The sequence below is a fragment of the Enterocloster citroniae genome, assembly GCF_040545455.1.
In the GTDB taxonomy this organism is placed as follows: domain Bacteria; phylum Bacillota; class Clostridia; order Lachnospirales; family Lachnospiraceae; genus Enterocloster; species Enterocloster citroniae.
The window spans coordinates 88,221-109,416 of the sequence record NZ_JBEPLZ010000020.1 but is presented as its reverse complement, the minus strand read 5'-3'; the positions used below and the strand labels follow the sequence as shown (position 1 = coordinate 109,416).

Below are 21,196 nucleotides of genomic sequence, written 5' to 3'. Positions count from 1 at the left end.
TTTTGCGCCCTGAAATAGGAGCAAGAAAAAGGAAGAGACAGTCCCGTAGAGAATTTTGCCTTAGAAAAGGCCCGAATTCTCTGGGATTGTCTCTTTCTATCATGTTAGGGGTTAAAAGTCGGTATTAACCGATACCCCCATGATCCCACGATGCGGCTATCCTGTTTTACCTGGATCCATACTAAAAATTAAATACCAGCTCCCAGTCAAACTCCCCCGACTCCTCCAGGCTTGACGGCCAGTTGCCGCACCATCCGGGCACAGCCGGGTCCTGGACACGGTCCAGACTGGGGGTATAGGGCTTAATGTCAAGTACAGGTGTACCGTCATTGGCGTCAATATATGCGATCCGTATCACACCTGCCTCATAGTCAATAGAAAGCACCTCCACTGCGGTGAGGGCAATGGGATTGGGGCGTATGGGGGAGCGGGTTGCAAAGATACCCATTGTCTCCGGCGCGCCCTTGTAGGGCTGGGGAGTCTCCAGCACGCTGCGCATCTCCTCATTGTCAGAATCGCTGAACCACCAGAGTACGTTCAGATGGCTGAATCCATCCAGGGCTTTCAGGGCAGCGGTCAGCTTCTGATCCAGCTGGATCCACATCTCCTCCCCCCTGACCCTGATCCTCCCAATGGGATTAACATAGTATTTCTCCATATCACATTCCTCCTGATCTTTATTGTGCACGATCGGGGTTTCCGAGAGTGCACGATTCTTGCCTGTGATGCCAGTGTATACCCTGACACCATGTGAGAGTCAAGAATGATCAGCGTTTTTCCAGAGGAATCTGGATTTCTGTGAGATAATCCTGTGGATCCGTCTCATTCCAGGGCCCCCGGTGGACGGTCTGACGGCTCTGTCCTGTCATCCGGTACTGGTTGTGCTCCTGGATCCATGACGCAAACCCGCGGTAGGCGCCGGAAATGTTCTCAAAGGGACCGCGGACCATGATGCCGGCCATATAGGGAACCGCCTCCACCATCCGGTATGTAAACCCTTCCCCATCCTCCCCCAGTTCAGGGACAGGCGCACATATTTCCATGTCCACATCCCGCTCCCGGTAATCCATGTCATGGTAGATGGTAAAGGTGTGATCTGATATGGAAATGCCATGTTTCCCCGCATACAGTGACATTTCCTCCCACAGCATCCCTTCCCCATAGTAGTCAGGCATCACCCGGCGAAGGGAGAGTACCCTGCAGCAGGGAACCGCCTTGATGGAAACATTGTAGTTCACCGAAATGGTATTTTTGAAAAGGTCCCTCTCAGCCTGTTCAATATCAAGGAGTCTGGTCTGCTCCGCCCTGATCCTATCCTGAGTCTCCAGGCGTTTTTGCTCCAACAGATCCAAAATAAACGTCTGATCCCAATGCTCCAGCGCCTCCCTGATACGGGAAACGCCAAACCCAAGATCCCTCAGAAACAAAATGCGGTTCAGGGATGGGATCTGATCCGCGGAATACAGCCTGTAATCCGTAAAGGGGTCTGTCTGTTCCGGCTTCAGCAGTCCTTCCTGATCATAGTAGCGCAGCATACGTACGGATACCTGCGTGAGCTTTGAGAATTCACCTATCCTGAACATTTGATCCATCCCTTCTGAACATGATCCTTTCCGACATGATCCCTTCCGTCCCTGTACCGCAAAAAAGCGGCCGGATTCCCAAACGCCCTGCCGGCAAAACACCGGCTTTACAAGCCGCGCCCCAGTATATCCTTTCGCATCAAAAGATCGATCCTGTGGCTGTCCAGGCCGCGGATTACCTCCACTGCCATCTTTACCGCAGCTTGCACATCCCCTGCTGCGCAGAAATTGTAATGGCTGTGTACATATCGGCTGGGGATTCCCAGCACCAGTGTGGGGACCGCCCTGCCCGCCAGGCTGATCTTCCCGGCATTGGTGCTTCCGCCCCTTCTCACCGTATCCTGGTATGGTATTCCCAGCGTATCCCCCAATTCATGGGCATACCTGAGAAAGGCCGGATTGGTGATATAGCTTTTGTCCATGCACCGGATCTGCACACCTGCTCCCAGGACTCCCTGGGCCTTTTCCTTCCCATAATAAAAGTCATCGGCCGGAGAACCCTCAAACACAATGGCCAGATCCGGCTGCACCCTGGCCGAGGTCACGGCTGCTCCTCTCATGCCCACTTCCTCCTGGGCCGCAAAGGCCCCTACCACGTCCACTGCCGGTTCCTGTTCCAGTTTCCGTATCTCCTCCATGGTGTGGATGATACAGGCACAGCCCATACGGTTGTCAAAGGCTTTGCCAAAGCACATCCCATGTTCCCGGTCGTACTCAAACCCCACTTCAGGCGCCGCAGGGTCCCCGACCCGGATTCCGTACTGCTCCTGCACCTGGGCTCGGCTGGAGGCCCCCACATCAATATAAAGCTCCTGAATATCCAGGGGCGCATTCTTCTCTTTCTCCGTCATAAAGTGCACGGGCCTGGACGTAATGATACCCCTCACCTTTTTCCCGCTTTCCGTGCGTATGAGCACGGTGTGGGCGGGCAAACTGGCCAGGTCCATGCCGCCCAGCATGATCATGTTCAGCAGACCATTATCCATGATCCCCTGGACCATAAAGCCGCACTCATCCGTATGGGCATCCAGCATGATCACCGGTTTTTTCCTGTCCGCAGGCACCCGGCCTGTATTATTCAGGTTTATGTTATCCTGATCCGTGGAGTCCCGGTCCGCCAGCCAGGCATATACATTGTTCATGGCATCGTTTGCAACGTTCATACCCCGGCAGTATTTACCAATCACTTCCACAACTTCCTCTTCAAATCCACTGGGGCCAAATGCACCGGTCAGGTCCCTTAACATGTCAATATTCAGCTTCATAAGTCCCCTTCTTCTTTAAGTTTCCTTCCGCCATCATGACCTTACCGCCGGCCATCACCGTATCCAGGGTCATATCCGGACGGATCAAAAGCAGATCGGCATCCGCCCCCGGGGCAATGCATCCCTTTCTTGGATACATCTCCAGGGCTTTTGCCACATTGGATGTAAAGAAAGGAAGGGCTTCCGATAAGTCCATTTTACCTTGGATCACCAGATACTTCAACTGCCGGTACATATTTCCCACATCCGTGACCCCGATCTCCTTCAAATGCCCGTATCCGTCATAGCTGGACCAGCTGCCCTGGCCGTCCGAACTGAAGGTGATGCGGTCCATGGGAACCTCCTGGCTCCTGGCCTCCTTAAGGATCCCCATCACCCGTCCCGTGCCCAGCCGGCCGTCCTGTATCCGTTCTCCGCCCTCGCAGGTTATGTCTATGTATCCGCCCATTTTTGCCAGTCTGAATCCGGACTGCAAAAGCTCAGGCGTCCTGGACATATGGGTGGGATGGAATGTCTTCACCGGTATATCCGTCCGCTCCAGGGCCTCAAACACCTGGTCCAGGCGGCGCTCCCCATCGCCCATGTGAAGTACAATAAATCCAGGTTTCCCGCTGATCATTCCCGCGGTGCGCACATCGCTGGCAAGACGGATCAGCTCCTCTGTGGAAATATTAGGCGCCCTGTGGTCAGAGAGCGCCAGCTTCAGGCCAAGGATCTCGTCCACAAACACAATATCCTTTTTCACACTGCCAGTGATCGTGGGGGAGGGATAACCATAGGCTCCGCACAGGGCAAACGCCGTAACTCCCTCCTCCTTTAACCCCTTGGCCTTTGCAACCAGGCTCTCAATGCTCCTGGTCATATCATCTGTTCCCAAAAGTCCCAGGACCGTGGTGATGCCCGCCCGGATCAGCGCGGACAGCTGCACCTCCGGCGTCCTGGTATGGAAACTTCCCTCACCGCCTCCGCCAATGATATGCTCATGCTGGTCGATCAGACCTGGTGTCAGAAAATATCCCCTGGCATCGATCTCGCTGCAGCCGCTGCCCCCTTCCAGATGGTCACCCACCGCCTCTATGCGGCCGCCGCACACCAGTACATCATTTACTCCCATGTATCCGGGGCTGTACACATCGGCCTGTCTAAATATTATCATGATTCCTCTCCTTCAAGTATCCTCTATTCTTTTCCATAAAAAGCAGGGACAATTTCTTTATGATACGCGATGCTCTCTTCCCTAAGTTTCCCATCCGTCAGGATATCAAACGCAGTCATGGCCAGACCTTCGGCGCCCAGGATGCAGATCTCATCTGCTCTTGGCTCCGCTGCAACCCTTGCATATTCAGTGGAATGGGCTTCAATGGATGCATCGTCCGTAATGGACAGATAGTCATGGATAGCAGGGATACGTATGGATACATTGCCTATATCCGAGGATCCGAACAGCTCTCCCGGTTTCGGGTAGCACATGCTGATCCCCAGCTCTCCCATGTTTTCCTTAAACGCCTTGCACAACGGCAGACATGGATAACGCTCCGCGTAAATGGGTTCTGTCTCGATTTCAGCCGCAGCGCCGGTCAGGTCCTGCGCCCGCCTGATGCATCCCTTGATCATGCCGATCAGCTCATCAGCCCTTTTCATGGTCTCGGCCCGGATGCAGAACTCACACTTGGAAAACTCCGGAATAATATTTCCCGCTGTCCCGCCTTCCAGTATCACGCCGTTTACATTGTCCTGCACTCCAAAGGTGGGGCGGATCATATCGATCTGGTTAAACACACTGATAGCCGCGCTCAGAGCATTGATACCCGCGGATGGAACAGAGGAGTGGGCCGACTTTCCGCGAAAGGAAACCGTAATGGAGCCCGAGGCCCTTCCTCCCCGGTTAATATAGTTGCGCTCCACACCGCCTCCTGTGGGATGCATCATCAGGGCAAACTCCACCCCGTCAAATCCGCCCCGTTCCAGCATCAGCACCTTCCCGGCTCCGCCTTCCTCCGCCGGTGTGCCTAAAAGCCAGATCTCACCGTCATACTGATCCATCTTGGACGCCATGCCCAGAAATGCTCCTACCGCGCAGGCGGCTATGACGTTGTGGCCGCACCCATGGCCCACACCCCTGAGGGCGTCATATTCAGCCAGGAATGCCACCACCGGTCCCTTTCCCCTGCCTTTTTTCACTGCACGGAAGGAGGTAGGGATTTCACAATAGTTTCGCTCTATTTCCACTCCCTGTGTTTTCAAATACGTCTCTATGGCGTCCACTGCCTTATATTCCTGAAATCCGATCTCCGGATGCCTGTGGATCTCATGGGAAAGTCCGATCAGGCCTTCCTCCAGCCCATGGATCCGATCCGCGATCTCCTGTTTTTCCCTGGATAACATTTTATTTTCCTCTTTTCCTGTCTCTATTTTCAGCCGCGTCAAATAGTCCGCCACGGTACATGACCCGTCACAGTATATGGCAGGCGGCCTGATGCCCGGGTTCGATTTCCCTGAGTTCCGGGTGTTCCCTGCGGCACCGCTCTGTGGCATAGGGGCAGCGTTCGCAGAAAAAGCACCCTTTGGGCAGGTTTACAGGGCTGGGAATCTCTCCGGTGGCGTCAATATGCTCCACCAATGGTTTCTCCCCAACGGTGGGAACCGCTGAGAACAACACCTTTGTATAGGGATGCAGCGGGTTCTGGAACAAGGTCTGCTTATTCCCCACTTCCACCAGGGCGCCCAGGTACATAACGCCCAGACGGTCGCTGATGTGGCGCACCACGGAAAGGTCATGGGCAATGAACAGACATGAGAAATGGAACTCATCCTTCAGGTCCATGAGAAGGTTAAGGATCTGGGCCTGGATGGATACATCCAGGGCAGATACCGGTTCATCCGCAATAATAAACTCCGGCTTAACAGCCAGCGCCCTGGCAATTCCAATGCGCTGTCTCTGGCCGCCGGAAAACTGATGGGGGTATCTGCCGGCCTGTTCAGGGCGGAGCCCCACCCGGTTCAGGATGTTCATGCACTGCTCCCTGGCATCACTCTTGTCTTTTGCAACCCCGTGGAACAACATGGGTTCCATAATAATATCCTCTACCCTCTGCCTTGGGTTCAGCGAGGCATAGGGATCCTGGAAGATCATCTGCATGCTTTTTCTGTATGGGAGAAGCTCCCTGGGGCTCAGATGGCTGATATCCTCACCCTTGTACAGCACCTGGCCCCCTGAGGGTTCCAGAAGGCGGATGATGGTCCTGGCAGTGGTGGATTTGCCGCATCCGCTCTCCCCCACCAGGCTGAACACCTCGCCCTTTTCAATCTGGAAGTTCACCTTGTTTACCGCGTGGACCACCTTGTCCTCTTTTATGATCTTTCCCTTTTCAACCCTGAGGGACTGAAGAAGGCCTTTTGTCAGATGAAACTCCTGGCTTAAATCTTTTACTTCAATCAATGGCGCCATCATTTCCCCTCCTCTTTCCCTGTTTTATCTTTTACCAGTGGAAAATGACAGGCAGCCATATGGTCCGGGCCGACCCGCTTCATCTCCGGTTGTTTATGCAGGCAGATTTCCTGGCAGTATTTGCACCTGGGAGCAAAATAGCACCCTTCCGGCAGTTCAAACATATTGGGCACCATGCCCGGGATATAATCCAGACGGTCCCTGTCCTCCCACAGTTTGGGAATGGAATTTAACAGTCCCTCGGTGTAGGGGTGGGCGTTATAAGAAATAATATCCTGTGTGGTTCCTGTCTCCACCAGCTTGCCGCAGTACATGACATTGATCCTGTCCACCATCTGGGACACCACTGCCAGATCATGGGTGATCAGGATCAAAGCAGTATTGTGCTCCTTTACAAGCTTTCTCATCAGCTTCAAGATCTGTTCCTGAATGGTAACATCCAGGGCCGTGGTGGGCTCATCCGCGATCAGCAGCTTGGGATTGGTGGCCAGGGCAATGGCAATGATAACCCTCTGCCTCATACCGCCTGAGAACTGGTTGGGATATTCCTTTAACCGCTCCTCAGGATTGGGTATGCCCACTGAGGACAACAGTTCCAGGCACCTGGCCCTGCGCTGGGCCGCATTCATCTGGGGTTCATGAAGGATCAGAACCTCCTCCATCTGCCTCTGAATGGTATACAGGGGGTTTAAGGACGTCATGGGATCCTGGAACACCATGGAAATATCCTTGCCCCTGATCTTTGTCATGTCACGCTCACTGGCATGGCTTAGATCCTTGTCACCGAACATGATATGGTCCGCCTTGACCACGCCCGGTTCCTCCACCAGCTTCAGGATGGAAAAACTGGTGACGGATTTACCGCTTCCGGATTCACCTACGATTCCCAGGATTTCCCCCTCCCTCAGGGTAAAACTCACATCATCCACGGCCTTGACCACTCCCTTAAATGTATGGAAGTAGGTTTTCAGGCCTTTTATATCCAGTAATATTTTATTTTCCATTACAGCCACCTCGCTTATTTCAGATTGGGGTTCAACTCATCTCTTAGGAAATCCCCCAGCAGATTGATGCCGAACACGATGAGCATGATGTAAAGGCCCGGAAATACGGAAGCCCACCACAGCCCTGAGAAGAGCACGTCAAATCCTGTCTTAACCAGCAGTCCCAGGGATGGCTGGGTAATGGGCACGCCTACGCCAAGAAAGCTTAAGGTCGCCTCTGTCAGGATAAAGTTACCAATCTGAATGGTGGCAAGGACGATAATGGAATTGACCACATTGGGCAGCACGTGTTTTATGATGATGATGCGGCCCGGAAGGCCGATGGTCCTGGCCGCTTCCACGTACTCCATCTTTTTTACGGACAATGTCTCACCCCGGACCGTTCTGGCATAAGTCACCCATCCCACCATGGTGAGGGCAATCAAAAGCTTGCCCACGCCCCTGCCGAACACGGACATGATAAAGAGGGCGATTAACATGGAGGGGAAGGACAGCTGGATATCCGCGATCCTCATGATCACGGCATCCACTTTTCCACCAAAATAACCTGCGATCAGTCCCAGGGTAGTACCGATACAGCAGGAAGCAGCCATGCCCACCAGACCGATCATAATAGAGCTTGCACTTCCGTAAATGATGGCGCTGAGGATATCCCTTCCCTGTTCATCTGTTCCCAGCAGGAAGGACATCTTTCCCCCGTCCAGCCAAAAAGGCGGCAGGTAGGAATCGGACAAATTGATCTGTGTCAGGTCATATGGATTCTGAGGCGCCAGGAACCGTCCCACCACGGCTGTGAGGATGGCGATCAGAACCAGAATACTGCCGATGATGGCAGGAATATTGTGTTTATAATGGAAGAAAAACTCTGAACTTAAAAAGCTTTTCCACCAGCCTGTCTTTTCTGCGCGTACTTCGTTTTCCATGTCATCACCTCAATTCAATTCTGGGATCGATCAATGTATACAACAGATCCACTACAAAGTTTAATACCACAAACATACAGGCTGCGGCCATGAGATAGGCCACGATAATAGGCCTGTCTGATTTGTTGATGGCGTCAATGAGCAGCTTTCCCATGCCGGGCCATGCGAAAATGGTTTCCGTGATGGTTGTAAAAGCAATCATATTCCCCAGATCCATACCAAATATGGTAACCACCGGGATCAGGGCATTCTTTAAGGCATGCCCAAAAAGCAGTGTTCTGGACGACACGCCCTTGGCCCTTGCAAATTTAATGTAGTCCTGGCGCATGTTCTCCAGAATGCCGGATCTGGTAAGGCGCAGGGTGGTGGCCACATTGGTGATGGCCAGGGTAATGGCCGGGAGGATAATGAACCTGATCCCGCCCGGGGCAAAAATACTTAAGTTCACCCCCAGCACATCCACCGTACCGCCCCTGCCCGAAGCAGGCAGCTTGCCCAGGGTGACCGCAAATATGTAGATCATCATCATACCCACCCAGAAGGATGGAAGGGAAATGCCCAGTATGGAACCGGACATGATGATCTTGCTGCTGGCCCTCTTTGGATACGCTCCCGCGTAAACGCCCAGAGGAATCGCGATCACAAGCACTAAAAGGGCTGCTATGGCAACCAGCTCCATGGTTGCGGGCATACGCTCCAGGATAAGACCCATGGCAGGTTTGCCGTAGGTATAGGACTTACCGAAGTTTCCATGAAGCACATCTTTTAGGAAAATGGCGTACTGCACAGGAAGAGGCTTGTCAAGCCCCAGCCTGGCACGGGCCGACTCAACCTGTTCCATAGTTGCATTTTCAGGCACCAGCATATCCACGGGGTCGCCGATAAAATTGGTCAGCATGAATACCAGTATGGAAACCACAAACAGAACCACTATCATCTGTACAAATCGTTTTACTATATATTTTAACACTCTGTTTCACCTCGTTCTTAGCTATACCTTGCCGGATTGTAAAAAAGGGAACTGCCGCAAAGGTATTCCTCTCCCTGTTTTGCAGCAGTCCCTTTGGCAGGCATAATTCCGCCCTATATCAGGCGTATTACGCCTTATTTGTATGAGAATTCCCAAGCCAGAACGTATTTGTTCATTCTTGGAGTATAGTCAAGAGTATCCTTGATCGCGTATGTATCCTGCTCAAAATGCAGCGGGATGTATGCATAGTCATCCCTGGCGATCTTCTCTGCCTTGGCAACCAGTTCCCCTCTCTTGGTGTCATCCATCTCCGTGTATGCCTCTTTGATCAGGGCATCCACCTCTGCGTTGGAGTAGTGGCCTCTGTTTACAGTTCCGTCACCGTTCTCCCTGTTAAAGGTCTGGAGCATGTCGTGAAGCAGGGAAAGGCCATCGCCGGAAGCATCGGACCAGCCTGTCATCAGCAGCATGGACTTGTTCTCAGCCGGTTTGATATAGGTGAAGAAGTTGGCCTTTGGCATCAGGTTCAGGTTTACCTTGATCCCCACTTTCTCAAGAAAGCCAGCAACTGCCTGTGCGATCTGCCCATCATTCATATAGCGGTCATTGGGAGCGTCAAGGGTCACCTCAAATCCATCCGGATAACCTGCCTCTGCAAGGAGCTGTTTTGCCTTCTCAGGATCATAACCCTCACGTTCCACAGGAGCATATCCAACATATCCTTCCGGGATAATGGAATTCATCTCAAATGCGCAGCCGTTCATGATGTTCTTGATAATGGTGGCTTCGTCAATGGCAAGGTACATTGCCTGTCTTACCTTAGGATCCGCCATGGGGTTCTTCTGTCCCGGGAACAGTGGGGAATCCTCCCGGCTGTCCAGGTTCAGATAGATTTCCCTGGTGCCCTGCTGTTTTAATATACTGATGCCCTCGGTGTTCTCCAGCCTGTCAATGTCACGCGGGGAGATATCAATGGTGAAGTCCACTTCCCCTGTGAGCATGGTAGCTGTCCTGGTTGCCTCGTTTGTGATGGGGCGGAAGCGTACATTCTTAATGGACGGCACTTCACCCCAGTAATCCTCATTGGCAGTCATGTCCAGATGGTCTTCCTTTACCTGCTCCACAAACTTATAGCGGCCGGTACCAATCACCACATCGGAGATCTCCTCCTCTGTCTTGCCCTCCACATTCTCCTGCTTTAACACATAGATCTGAGCCACGTTAAAGAGCATCAAAGGATTCGGTGTCTTGGTCGTGATCTTAATCGTGTTGGCATCCGGGGCCTCTATCTTCTCAAAGGTGCTGGTGTAGCTGCTGAAAGCAGAAGGTGAATCCGGATCCTTGGCCACATTGATGGAGGCCAGAACATCACCTGAATCCATTACCTCACCGTCATGGAACTTAACGCCCTCTCTCAGATGGAAGGTCCATACCAGACCATCCTCGGAAGTTTCCCAGCTCTCTGCCAGACCTGGCTCAAACTGCATATCTGAACCCTGCAATACCATGGCCTCATAAATATGGGCCATTACCTGGTTTGTAGGACCTTCATCATATTTAAACGGGTCCATGGAAAGGATATCTGAAGCCATGGCGATCACCAGGCTGTCCTTTCCCGAAGCACTGTCTGAAGCAGCTTCCCCTGACTGCCCTCCCTGTGTGGCCTGGGTTTCAGACGTTCCTCCTGCCGTGGTAGCAGTGGTCTGGGAACCTCCGCCGCAGCCGGCAAGACATCCCGCTGCAATGGATACTGCAACAAATAAAGATAATGTTCTTTTTTTCATTCTTATACTCCTCCTTCTGTTCTGATAACTGCCCTTTCTTTACACAATGATAAAGAAAAAGCAAGGGCGCACCCGGTACGAAAAAAGCGCCATTGCTTTTCTTAAATTTTATTGATTTAATTTATCAATGTCAAATAAACCGGGACAAAAACACCCCTAATGTGATCCATTTTTTGTTTTCTAAATGCTTTAGGTTGTTTTAAATGTTTTTTCAGGATATAATAAACCTAATTACGGGAGGTTTTTACAATGAAAAAGAAATTATTGGTCTTAACAAACAACCCGGTTGCAAAAATCGGAATTGCATCCTATCTGTCCTCAATCTTTAACCAATACCTCACCATACAGGCAGCCAGAGGCGCGGACGCCACCCCTGAGCTCATGGAAAGTGCCGACTGCATCCTTCTCACCACGGAGAACGTAAAGGATAATCTTTTATACCCCCTGCCTGAACAGGTATACCAGATGGTCTGCATGCGCACCTTTAACCACACCTACCTCCATAAGATCCTTCAGATACCGCCGGGCTCCTCCGTATACCTGGTCAATGACACGGAGGAAAACGCCAATGAAGTCATCCTCCAGCTCCAGGAATACGGTTTTTCCCAATATCATTTCCTGCCCTGGTTTCCGGGTTGCACGGATCCGGACCCGGATATCCACTACGGCGTCACCCCCGGAGAACTCCACCTGGTCCCATCCACTCTTTCAACGGTGATCGATATGGGCAACCGGGTGGTGGACATTTCCACTATCAACGAGATCATTGCATGGTTCCACCTTCCCATCAGCCTGGCGGACGAGGTGACCAGGAATTACATAAGCCATATCGTACAGGTCCTTAAGCTGTCCAACCAGCAGCTGAGCCATGCACTGGACATGAAGCAGATCACACAGGTGGTTCTGGATAATGTATCCGAAGGCTTCTGCCTGCTGGATGAAAACGGTATGATCAAGATGGCCAACCATCCATTTCGCAAGCTCACAGGCTTTAAGGAAAAAAACCTGGTGGGAAGGGATTTCCATGCCCTTTTAGCTTCCTATGGCATTGAATACGATTTTCCCAAAACAAGGGAAACCATCATCGGGCAGCCGGGACACGGCCCGGTGCGCCTGTGGTTCCAGAGATTCAGCCTGAACCCCAAATCGGAGATCTACCTGCTCCATGCCACTGAGTGCGAAGACCAGGCAGCAGGTATCCGGCCTTCCGGGTCCACCTTTCCTTTCCGCACCAGGAACCTGTATGACTTTAACAATATGATCACAAGGAATCCCACCCAGACCCATCTGCTGGACACGGCCCGCAGGATATCCCTGAACGACTTTCCGGTGATCATCCAGGGGGAAAGCGGCACGGAAAAGGCAATGCTGGCCCAGGCCATCCACCGCAATTCCAGACGCCACGATGGCCCCTTTGTTTCCTTAAACTTTTCCTCCCTGAATCCATCCGGCATTGAGGCGGAGCTTTTGGGCACTGAGGAAAATGCCTCCCTGGGAACCCACCGCCGTCTGGGCGCATTCAGGGCCGCCTCAGGAGGCACCCTTTTAATAAACGGCATCCATCACACCGCGCCCCAGACACAGCAGCTCCTTCTTAACGTGCTTCAGAACGGATATTATATGCCCATAGGCAGTTCAGAACCCATGACCCTGGATGTGAGGATCATCGCGACCACCACCAAGGACCTGTACGGCCTGGTGCTGGAGGGCCGTTTTCTGGATGACCTGTTTTTCCTGCTGAACACATTTTCCCTGAACACAGTCCCCATCCGGCAGCGCAGGGATGATATTCCCCTGCTTTTAAACAGCCTGCTCAAAGACGCATTTAAGGACCCCACGATCTTTATGGAAGGGGTCCTCACAGAACATCTTATTACATTTTTAAAGCAATACGACTGGCCCGGCAATGCCCAGGAAATGAACAACCTGTGCAACTACTTTTCCTGCATATACCAGCGTGAACGGATTCCCCTAAGCGACCTGCCCGGCTACATCCTGAACCAGATCCTCAGCCGCCAGACCTCCCTGGATGTGACGGAAAAGCATATCCTTTCACTGATCATAATGAGTCCCCGCATCGGCCGCGCCTCCATCCAGGAACAGCTGCTTCAAATGGGCATCACTCTGTCGGAGGGAAAGATCCGCACCGTGCTCAAGCGCCTGGCTGAGGACGGATGCATCAAGGTACACCGTACCAGGGGCGGGTGCGAGGCTACGGAGCTGGGGATTTTGATGAGCCGGTGATCTGGTCCGTTTTCCCGGGACACCGATTCACCCGCGTTCTTTGCCCCTGGCTCTTTGCTATTATGTAATAATATTTGCTATTATGTTTTTCTCCTGCATAATAGCAGTCATCCACATGTCGGATATGCCGGATCTTAAACTCTCCAAACAACTGGACCCTGCTGCCCTATCCTTCCAGTCTGACCAATTCCTGTTGGCGGAATCCAGCGTATTCCTCTGCCAGATTGCGAAGTTTCTGCATCTCATGACAATCTTCCCAAAGGGATAGTTTTATCTCCATCCCCTTACCTTTCTTTTTAGATGTCCAAACGCCGATGATCTCTCCGCGGAATATGACAGCACCCGGATTGGTGACAAGTTTCCATATCTGTCTGTGCAGGGACTGGTCGGGCTGCAGGATCATCCGGTCGCGCTGGTCCAGGAAGGGGTCATGGGCGCCAAGAAATAAAAGTTCCCTTGAAAAGACCGCATCGGCAAAAAGCTGCTCTTTGTCCTCAGATAAAATAAATGCCTCTTTCCCCAACACCCCGACCGGCTCCATTTCCCCTGAAACAGATTCCCACATACGCCGCCCCTGGGAACGGGAACACCCCAGCCAGGTTACGAACATATCAATTGTTGCAGGTCCATAGCAGTGCAGGTATTTCCTCACCAGCTTTTTTTCAGATTCCTCATCCGCCTTTAAGGTATGCCCTGTCCAGTTTTTATAGGAGGTAAATGCAGGGCTGATGCCGCTCCGTTCCCCAAACACCACCAACCCCCTGAAGGCACAGGGGCGAAGCAGAAAGGATACCACAGCGCCGCCCACAGTCTGCTTATCCGGGCTGCCGTACATGGATGGCCGATTCCACAGACCGCGCTTTGAGGAAGGCAGCAGCGGCGCCATCCACTGGGCAATGGTCTCATCCAGCGCATTTTTGCTGACAATAACCTGGTCATCCAGCTGCGGCATGACCTGCAATAACATATCTGACAGATCACCCATCTCCATCTCCAAAAAATCAAGGGCCAATGTGATCCCCTGTGTATAGATCCACGGCTCTTCTCCTCTGGGAATAAGAGCAGACAAAAACACATCACTTTCCGCGGTCGGAAATACAACAGGCGCTCCCCTTAAGCTCCATGCCTGCAAGAGCGTCTTATCCCCATACAGCAATTGCTCCATCTCCCCCAAAGTGCAATCGGGAACACGGTTGTACAGGGCTGCCTCCCATGCGCCGGGCGGGGTGTTCTGCATCCCACATGCGCCTATGGCCTCCCCTATATCAGACTTCCGGTATACTGCATCCAGATGGTGGGAGCGGAGCCTGAAGCTCCTTATCCGTTCAATGCCTGGCTCTTCCATGTAATATGTCCTTTCTGTAATATGCCTGTTCCGGATCATATCCTCACCGGATCATGTGTTATTTGTACAATGTCTTCCTTGTACCATATTCTCTCCGCACCATGTTACTCTACCGATTATCATGGGCTGCATATTTTTCATAGTAGGCAATGGCCACATCTTCGCTCAGCGAAAATCTACGGCACAGTTTTTCTATAATCCGTCCTCTTGGAATACCTTCCTCCATGTTGTCCAGGATCAGTGCCTGAATGCCTTTTGCCATTCCTTTTGCCATTCCCTTTTCCAGCCCGGTTTCCATGCCTTCTTCCCAAAGCATCTGTCCCAATATCGTCATTCCGATCCTCTCCTTTACTTTTTCTAGTTCTTCCCTTTTTAAGAACTTGACCGCCAACGCATACAAAACAGACTGCATCCGTTTGATCTCGCCTTTCCTAATATCCAATTCCCCGCGCTGGAGTATGTCCATGCCCTGGCAGATGCGCTCGCTCATCGCCATCTCCCCTGACATCAAAGGTGACAGGAGAACTGGAAATACATCATAACGCTTCAATTGTTTTCCCTTTTTCATCTTGCGCTCCAGCTTCTCAAAAACGTTTTCCGCATTACGGTCCTTCAAACGCACCAGCTCAACCCGGTATATACTGTTCCCGTTAACCAGTTCCCCCTTGAGTATCTTTACATTGGAGGTACACAGCACGGTAGTTACCACCGGAACATTGTAAACCATACCGATAAATGCCTCGTATTCCCGAAACCGTCTTAAATCCCGCTGGGTGATGCTGTCGCTCTCAAATTCCAGGTGTCTCCATGAGCCGTCTTTCATGATAAAGTTAAAGTCTTCCTCCAGCCTGCGCATCTCCAGATGGATATGTTCTGTGGGCGCCACCCGGTCAATCATGCCCTTTACACCCACATAGGGCAGCAGATCCTCCCCGAAAAACTGGGCGGCGGTTTTCAGTACCCGGTCCTCCAGCTGGCTGACCCTTTTGTCCTCCCCCTGCCTTGGCAGGCCTTCTTTTCCCATACAGCCTCCTGTTCCGGCAAGCCATATAAGAACCTATCCCCATTATATCGTTTTTAAGTAAACCAGACAATAGCGCCTTTGCCTTTTCCTTTGTTCCTACCCAAGCGGGTAAGAGTATGATATGTTCATAGTAAATGGATCCTTCGCCCGATTCAATGGGCAGAATATGCGCACTGCGCACCTTAGATTAGAATGATCAAATGATTTGCAGCAATGAGAGATAAGCTCTTACGGCACGCCACAGACTGGTCTACTTAATATAACATGGTTCCCCGGGTTGGGCAAGACTAAAATGAGAGCGGATAACCATCCGCTCCCATTTTCTTTTTTATGATTCAACTACTGCTTCCTCTGCCGCAATCTCGATTCCCAACTCTTCCAGCTGCTTTCCATCCACAGGAGCAGGAGCTTCCGTCATCAGGCAGGAGGCATCCTTTACCTTCGGGAAAGCAATTACGTCACGGATGCTGTCCGAGCCAACCATCAGCATGACCACCCGGTCCAGTCCGTATGCCAGACCTGCGTGGGGCGGTACGCCGTACTTAAATGCGCTTAACAGGAAGCCGAACTGCTCCTGTGCGCGTTCCGGTGAAAATCCCAGTACTTCAAACATCTTGGACTGGATATCCGCCTGGTGGATACGTACGGAACCTCCGCCCAACTCAACGCCGTTAAGCACAATATCATACGCTTTTGCCCGCACACGGCCCGGATCTGTATCAATATACTGCAGGTCCTCATCCATGGGCATGGTAAATGGATGATGCATGGCTACATAGCGGTCTTCCTCTTCCGAGTATTCAAGCAGCGGAAACTCCGTTACCCAAAGGAATTTGAAATCATCCTTCTTAAGAAGATCCAGCTGCCTGGCCAATTCCAGACGCAGGTTACCGAGTACGTCATATACCACCTTATTCCTGTCAGCAGCAAACAGTAACAGATCTCCCGGCTGTCCGCCCATGGCAGCGATCAGGGCATTCATCTCGTCTTCCTTCATGAACTTTGCAAAGGATGACTTAAAGGTACCGTCCTCTGCGATCGCCACATAGGCAAGGCCCTTGGCTCCAAAGCCCTTGGCGTATTCAACCAGGGCATCGATCTTTTTCCTGGGCATATGTCCCTGTCCCTGTGCATTGATGCCGCGCACAGTGCCGCCGTTCTCCAGGGCGCCCTTAAACACAACAAACTCGCAGTCCTTTACCACATCAGATACATTCTTAAGCTCCATTCCAAAACGCAGGTCAGGCTTATCAGAGCCAAAACGGTCCATGGCTTCCTGCCATGTCATACGCTGGATGGGAAGCTGTACATCAAAATCACAGATTTCCTTAAACAGCTTTTTAAGAAGACGCTCATTCACCTCCAGAACATCATCCACATCCACAAAGGACAGCTCCATATCGATCTGTGTAAACTCGGGCTGACGGTCAGCCCTTAGATCCTCGTCCCTGTAGCAGCGAGCCAGCTGGAAATACCGGTCATAGCCGGAGCACATAAGGAGCTGCTTAAAGAGCTGGGGTGACTGGGGAAGCGCATAAAAGGAACCGGGATGTACACGGCTTGGCACCAGATAGTCACGTGCGCCTTCAGGTGTACTCTTGATCAGGGTGGGAGTCTCTATCTCAAGGAATCCTTCCTCTGCAAGGAATGCCCTTGTAAGGGTGGCAACCCTGCTTCGTGTAATCAGGTTTCTCTGGATATCAGGCCTTCTCAGATCAAGGAAACGGTACTTAAGGCGAAGTTCTTCCTTGGTCTTGGAATTCTCCTCAATGGGAAACGGCGGTGTCTCAGACTCCGCCAGCACCCTCATGGACTGTGCCCTGACTTCAATGGCGCCTGTGGCCAGGTTCTCATTCACAGCACCGGAACGCGCTTCCACACGGCCTGTCACTGCAATGACAAACTCACTTCTCAGCTTCTCAGCCTTTGCAAAGTTCTCAGGACCGCAATCGCTCTCTTCAAATATGATCTGCAGGATGCCGGAGCGGTCCCGTAAGTCCACGAAAATGATTCCGCCCTTGTTCCTGCTTTTCTGTACCCATCCCATTACGGTCACTTCCCGACCGATATTAGCGGTTGTTACTTCTGTACATCTGTGGGACCGCTTAAGCCCAATCATTGATTCTGCCATAATTATCTCCTTTATTTCTTCAAGCTTTCCTTGTAGAATTCCTTAAACTCCGTATAACCTTCATTTCCAAGCTGCTCCTTCTGGAACTTCTTGTTCTTGTTCATCTGGGCAACCAGCACATGAGCGCCCTTTTTGCGCTCCTCCATGGCCTCTTTGATCACGCCGGCCAGGGTGATACTGTCCACTCCCTTTTCAAACAGATACGCTTTCTTTTCTCCTGCTCCGGGCACCTTGAAACCATTGTCCATAAGAATGGTTACGATCCGCTCAAATCCAATGGAAAAACCACAGGCCGGTGTCTCCATGCCTGTAAACTTTCCGATCATCTTATCATAGCGTCCTCCGCCTGCAACGGAACCTCCGAATCCTTCCATGGAAACCTCGAAGATCGTTCCCGTGTAATAGGACATGCCGCGCACCAGGGTCGGATCAAACTCCAGGCCGAAATCAGCCTCAGACACCTCAGTCACCGTGTCCATAATGTGTGCCAGATTACGGCTCACCTCAAGGGGCATTACATCTGCCAGCTTCTGGCCAAGGGCCCGCACACCATCCGCATTCCTGGTCACATTCTTGAGCATGTCCAGATATTTGTCAACACATTCCTTCTGGTATCCGGACTCTAAAAGTTCCTTCTCCACTCCCTCCAGGCCGATCTTGTCCATCTTGTCCAGTGTGATGAATACCTGGTCCATGGAATCCTCCGGGAATCCGCAGTACAGAGCCATTCCCTTTAAGATCTCCCTGTCATTGATCCTGACTGTAAATGCATTGTCCGGGCAGATCTTACTCAGAGCCGCAGTGGTAGCCAGGATCAGTTCAATCTCAGCCAGGCTGGTTGGATCGCCCAGGATATCAATGTCGCACTGTACAAACTGACGGAAACGTCCCTTCTGTGGTCTGTCGGCACGCCACACGCTGCCCATCTGCAGGGCCTTAAAAGGGCTTGGCAGGTTTGCCGCATTATTGGCATAATAGCGTGACAGAGGAAGGGTAAGGTCATAGCGCAGCCCGCTGTCCACCAGATCGTTCTCCCCAGAAGCAGTCTCCAGGTTCAGCTTGTCTCCCCTTTTCAGGATCTTAAAAATAAGCTTTTCATTATCCCCTCCCTGTTTGCTGGTCAGGTTTTCTATATGCTCCACGCAGGGGGTCTCTATCTGTGAAAATCCAAAACCCCTGTAAGTCTCTTTGATCTGATCCATCACATATTCGCGGATCTGCATTTCCGCAGGAGTGATATCCTTCATACCGGTAACCGGTTTCTTCGCCAATGCCATATGCATTCTCCCATTCTTTCATTCTGATTTTAGTCAATACCTATATTTTAAATAACTTTTACGATTTTGCAAGTGTTTTAAGGAATTTTCCCCATATAAAGCAGCAATACAGCAGGACGGCCCTGTATTTTGGCTGTCCTGCTGTATATTGGTGCTGTATGATTATGATTTTGGCGCAAACATAAACGTTTTGCAGACTGCCCCGTCAGTAAGCTCCCGCGCCATATGGACCTACCTCATTCTCTCATACTCATACGCCTCCAGGATCAGGTCCGTCAGTTTCAGCTTAACCGGCCCGCTGATCACAACAGCGGGCATTTGTTTTTTCCCTTCTCTCAGATACGGGTAGACAACACTCAGCCTACCTCTGCTGCTGTAAATACGGATGCCGCATATGGTAACCCCTTCACTGACCCTGACCGAAGCCATGGCGCAGGGGCGGCCTGGGGCTTCCCCCATGACGCGGACGCATACTTTCAGATTACTTGTGTCTGCCGCCACGTACATCCTCCCTCCAATCCATCCGGTCCTCCAGCCGCTGTAAGGAATACTCGGTCAGGGCCTCCCTTGCCTCCTGGCAGCTGGTACAGGATATGCCTTTTCCCATAATATAGCCCGCGGCCTGATTCCATGACTTCAGGCCGTATTTTTCCCGGGGTATCCGGTCCAGTACCAGGCGAAGGACCGACTGCCAGTACCAGGTTCTCAGATCCGATAAATATGTGCAGCCTAAAAGCTCTCTGAGTTCTTCCAGCAATGCGGAACCTGTATCTTCCCTGCTGCACACTTCCCTACTGTAACCATCTTCCACCTTGTTTGATTTAATCATACGTGACTCCTTACCTGCTTTTACAAACCGCAAAACAAAAATTAAATTCCAGGCAGATTGTAACTACATAATACATATTATGTCGTATTTTTTATCACCTTTTGGCCCCGGCCCTTTCCACATAACGCTGCCCATACCATGTATTTTGTATGGTGTTGCATGGCATTGGGCAGTATTACATGGTTCTACGCGGTTCTGCAGGGTTCTGCAGGGAGATCCCAAGAGGAGTCTGGATAGTTCCCTTAAAAAAATATTGCCTGCTCACGGTTTTGTGATATAATAAATCCATGGAAACCAGCTTATTGTTACAGATAATACGCTGTTTTTATGTATTTGTAAAACATAATATGTATTATGTCGTTTTATCCATCAAATGATCATTTTCATTTTCTTCATCACTGCTTCCTGTTCTTCCCCGGTAGAAACCGTATAAATGCGTGTGGTCTCAACATTGGAATGCCCCAGTATATCTGCCAGGTGTACCAGATCCTTATCGATCCCATAATAGGTGTAGGCAAACAAATGCCTTAAATTGTGGGGAAATACCTTCTGTCTGGGAATCCCTGCCTTGGTACAAAGCTTTTTCATCTCCGACCATATATTGCTTCTGTTCATCTGCATTCCTCCTGAGGTCACAAATACAGGGCCTGACGACAAATTCCGTTCCCTGCAATACTCCAAAAGCAGGCGGCGCAGTTCCTTTATGATAAAGATCGTCCGGCATTTTCCTTTATTGTATATTTCCACCCGGCCGGTATACAGTGACTCTACCGTGATAAAAGAAAGCTCGCTTACGCGTATTCCCGTATTTCCTATGGTCTCCATGATCATGGCCAGCCGTTTGTTCTCACTGCTCCAGGCCGCCTTGATCAGCCTTTTGTATTCCTCCTTTGTAAGTTTGCGGTCCTCGCTGCCCATCAGCTGTCTCTGTACCTTAAACAGACCCACTCTGCAATCGTCCCAGCCCTTAAAATGAAAAAAGCAGTTCAGCGCGGCCAGCATGGAATTGGCGCTGGTTATTTTATATGTCTCCTGCAAATGTCTCTTATAGCCTATTACCACTTCCTTTGTAACGCATTGGCTGGCGCCGGCATAGCCCATAAAGGCAGCGACATCCCTGCAGTACTTATCAATGGTCCTCACAGATCGCTCCCTGTCACGAAGATAATTTTTAAACTCCGTCAGGTCACTTCTTGCAATTACATTTCCCTCCATATAATTCCTCCTATTCACAATTTGTAATTACATATTTTATACTTATCTTGTCCAAAATTGAATAGATAACACCAAATCATCGCAAATTGGAGGCTGATATCTCAAACTGATACCTCAGGCCAATACCTCAGACCAATACCTCAGACCATTATCC

The 21,196-nt window shown here is 51.2% G+C and carries 18 protein-coding genes; 1 reads left to right on the top strand and 17 read right to left on the bottom strand.

The annotated features are described in order from the left end of the window. Positions 1–181: 181 nt before the first annotated feature. The 10 genes from ABID13_RS21215 to ABID13_RS21170 all read right to left on the bottom strand — a co-directional run bounded on the left by ABID13_RS21215 (position 182) and on the right by ABID13_RS21170 (position 10,977). Entirely contained in the window at positions 182–658 is a 477-nt protein-coding gene (locus ABID13_RS21215; RefSeq protein ID WP_007862172.1) for an SAM-dependent methyltransferase, read from the bottom strand. A gap of 109 nt (positions 659–767) precedes the next feature. Next, a complete protein-coding gene (locus tag ABID13_RS21210) occupies positions 768–1,583 on the bottom strand; it encodes a MerR family transcriptional regulator (RefSeq protein WP_007862176.1) in 816 nt (271 codons plus the stop codon). A gap of 107 nt (positions 1,584–1,690) precedes the next feature. Next, positions 1,691–2,848, bottom strand: coding sequence for a M42 family metallopeptidase (locus ABID13_RS21205; RefSeq protein ID WP_045091379.1), 1,158 nt, complete (start codon positions 2,846–2,848; stop codon positions 1,691–1,693). After that, positions 2,832–4,004: a beta-aspartyl-peptidase gene (iadA, locus tag ABID13_RS21200; RefSeq protein WP_048929148.1), complete on the bottom strand. Its 1,173-nt coding sequence runs from the start codon at positions 4,002–4,004 to the stop codon at positions 2,832–2,834. The genes ABID13_RS21205 and iadA overlap by 17 nt, the downstream gene beginning before the upstream one ends. Before the next feature lie 23 nt (positions 4,005–4,027). Then, the gene (locus ABID13_RS21195; protein WP_048929149.1) at positions 4,028–5,233 is read right to left on the bottom strand and encodes an amidohydrolase; all 1,206 of its coding nucleotides are present in this window, start codon (positions 5,231–5,233) and stop codon (positions 4,028–4,030) included. Between the two features lie 67 nt (positions 5,234–5,300). Then, complete coding sequence (locus ABID13_RS21190) at positions 5,301–6,296, bottom strand: ABC transporter ATP-binding protein (RefSeq protein WP_048929150.1); 996 nt, start codon at positions 6,294–6,296, stop codon at positions 5,301–5,303. Beyond that, a complete protein-coding gene (locus tag ABID13_RS21185; RefSeq protein WP_007862181.1) occupies positions 6,296–7,300 on the bottom strand; it encodes an ABC transporter ATP-binding protein in 1,005 nt (334 codons plus the stop codon). The genes ABID13_RS21190 and ABID13_RS21185 overlap by 1 nt, the downstream gene beginning before the upstream one ends. Positions 7,301–7,314: 14 nt before the next feature. After that, a complete protein-coding gene (locus ABID13_RS21180; protein WP_007862182.1) occupies positions 7,315–8,223 on the bottom strand; it encodes an ABC transporter permease in 909 nt (302 codons plus the stop codon). 4 nt (positions 8,224–8,227) lie between these two features. Next, positions 8,228–9,193 carry an ABC transporter permease gene (locus ABID13_RS21175; protein ID WP_007862183.1) on the bottom strand — a complete coding sequence of 322 codons (966 nt, stop codon included), beginning with the start codon at positions 9,191–9,193 and terminating at the stop codon, positions 8,228–8,230. A 134-nt stretch (positions 9,194–9,327) separates the two neighbouring features. Then, positions 9,328–10,977 (bottom strand): ABC transporter substrate-binding protein, encoded by a 1,650-nt coding sequence (locus ABID13_RS21170; protein WP_007862184.1) that lies wholly within the window; start codon positions 10,975–10,977, stop codon positions 9,328–9,330. A gap of 249 nt (positions 10,978–11,226) precedes the next feature. On the opposite strand from ABID13_RS21170, the gene ABID13_RS21165 reads away from it, so the two are divergent. Continuing rightward, on the top strand, positions 11,227–13,221 hold the full coding sequence (locus tag ABID13_RS21165; protein WP_048929151.1) for a sigma 54-interacting transcriptional regulator: 1,995 nt from the start codon (positions 11,227–11,229) through the stop codon (positions 13,219–13,221). A gap of 166 nt (positions 13,222–13,387) precedes the next feature. Here the strand turns inward: ABID13_RS21165 and ABID13_RS21160 are convergent, their stop codons facing one another. From ABID13_RS21160 to ABID13_RS21130, 7 genes are all read right to left on the bottom strand, one after another. Beyond that, complete coding sequence (locus ABID13_RS21160) at positions 13,388–14,566, bottom strand: winged helix DNA-binding domain-containing protein (RefSeq protein WP_048929267.1); 1,179 nt, start codon at positions 14,564–14,566, stop codon at positions 13,388–13,390. Between the two features lie 109 nt (positions 14,567–14,675). Continuing rightward, the gene (locus tag ABID13_RS21155; protein ID WP_007862203.1) at positions 14,676–15,590 is read right to left on the bottom strand and encodes a hypothetical protein; all 915 of its coding nucleotides are present in this window, start codon (positions 15,588–15,590) and stop codon (positions 14,676–14,678) included. Positions 15,591–15,918: 328 nt separating this feature from the next. Further along, on the bottom strand, positions 15,919–17,721 hold the full coding sequence (gene aspS / locus ABID13_RS21150; RefSeq protein WP_007862204.1) for an aspartate--tRNA ligase: 1,803 nt from the start codon (positions 17,719–17,721) through the stop codon (positions 15,919–15,921). A gap of 11 nt (positions 17,722–17,732) precedes the next feature. After that, a complete protein-coding gene (gene hisS / locus ABID13_RS21145; RefSeq protein ID WP_007862205.1) occupies positions 17,733–18,998 on the bottom strand; it encodes a histidine--tRNA ligase in 1,266 nt (421 codons plus the stop codon). Between the two features lie 231 nt (positions 18,999–19,229). Continuing rightward, entirely contained in the window at positions 19,230–19,505 is a 276-nt protein-coding gene (locus ABID13_RS21140; RefSeq protein WP_007862206.1) for a hypothetical protein, read from the bottom strand. Beyond that, positions 19,480–19,827 carry a hypothetical protein gene (locus ABID13_RS21135; RefSeq protein WP_048929152.1) on the bottom strand — a complete coding sequence of 116 codons (348 nt, stop codon included), beginning with the start codon at positions 19,825–19,827 and terminating at the stop codon, positions 19,480–19,482. The genes ABID13_RS21140 and ABID13_RS21135 overlap by 26 nt, the downstream gene beginning before the upstream one ends. A gap of 369 nt (positions 19,828–20,196) precedes the next feature. After that, positions 20,197–21,042 (bottom strand): tyrosine-type recombinase/integrase, encoded by an 846-nt coding sequence (locus ABID13_RS21130; RefSeq protein WP_007862209.1) that lies wholly within the window; start codon positions 21,040–21,042, stop codon positions 20,197–20,199. Positions 21,043–21,196 lie beyond the last annotated feature (154 nt).

Excerpts from the sequence above, each read along its gene's own strand:
- ABID13_RS21155 (WP_007862203.1), bottom strand. The coding sequence starts at position 15,590 with ATGGGAAAAGAAGGCCTGCCAAGGCAGGGGGAGGACAAAAGGGTCAGC.
- ABID13_RS21190 (WP_048929150.1), bottom strand. The coding sequence starts at position 6,296 with ATGGCGCCATTGATTGAAGTAAAAGATTTAAGCCAGGAGTTTCATCTG.
- ABID13_RS21170 (WP_007862184.1), bottom strand. The coding sequence starts at position 10,977 with ATGAAAAAAAGAACATTATCTTTATTTGTTGCAGTATCCATTGCAGCG.
- ABID13_RS21180 (WP_007862182.1), bottom strand. The coding sequence starts at position 8,223 with ATGGAAAACGAAGTACGCGCAGAAAAGACAGGCTGGTGGAAAAGCTTT.
- ABID13_RS21215 (WP_007862172.1), bottom strand. The coding sequence starts at position 658 with ATGGAGAAATACTATGTTAATCCCATTGGGAGGATCAGGGTCAGGGGG.
- ABID13_RS21130 (WP_007862209.1), bottom strand. The coding sequence starts at position 21,042 with ATGGAGGGAAATGTAATTGCAAGAAGTGACCTGACGGAGTTTAAAAAT.
- ABID13_RS21195 (WP_048929149.1), bottom strand. The coding sequence starts at position 5,233 with ATGTTATCCAGGGAAAAACAGGAGATCGCGGATCGGATCCATGGGCTG.
- ABID13_RS21205 (WP_045091379.1), bottom strand. The coding sequence starts at position 2,848 with ATGAAGCTGAATATTGACATGTTAAGGGACCTGACCGGTGCATTTGGC.
- ABID13_RS21165 (WP_048929151.1), top strand. The coding sequence starts at position 11,227 with ATGAAAAAGAAATTATTGGTCTTAACAAACAACCCGGTTGCAAAAATC.
- ABID13_RS21135 (WP_048929152.1), bottom strand. The coding sequence starts at position 19,827 with ATGATTAAATCAAACAAGGTGGAAGATGGTTACAGTAGGGAAGTGTGC.
- hisS (WP_007862205.1), bottom strand. The coding sequence starts at position 18,998 with ATGGCATTGGCGAAGAAACCGGTTACCGGTATGAAGGATATCACTCCT.
- ABID13_RS21140 (WP_007862206.1), bottom strand. The coding sequence starts at position 19,505 with ATGTACGTGGCGGCAGACACAAGTAATCTGAAAGTATGCGTCCGCGTC.
- ABID13_RS21210 (WP_007862176.1), bottom strand. The coding sequence starts at position 1,583 with ATGTTCAGGATAGGTGAATTCTCAAAGCTCACGCAGGTATCCGTACGT.
- ABID13_RS21160 (WP_048929267.1), bottom strand. The coding sequence starts at position 14,566 with ATGGAAGAGCCAGGCATTGAACGGATAAGGAGCTTCAGGCTCCGCTCC.
- iadA (WP_048929148.1), bottom strand. The coding sequence starts at position 4,004 with ATGATAATATTTAGACAGGCCGATGTGTACAGCCCCGGATACATGGGA.
- ABID13_RS21185 (WP_007862181.1), bottom strand. The coding sequence starts at position 7,300 with ATGGAAAATAAAATATTACTGGATATAAAAGGCCTGAAAACCTACTTC.
- aspS (WP_007862204.1), bottom strand. The coding sequence starts at position 17,721 with ATGGCAGAATCAATGATTGGGCTTAAGCGGTCCCACAGATGTACAGAA.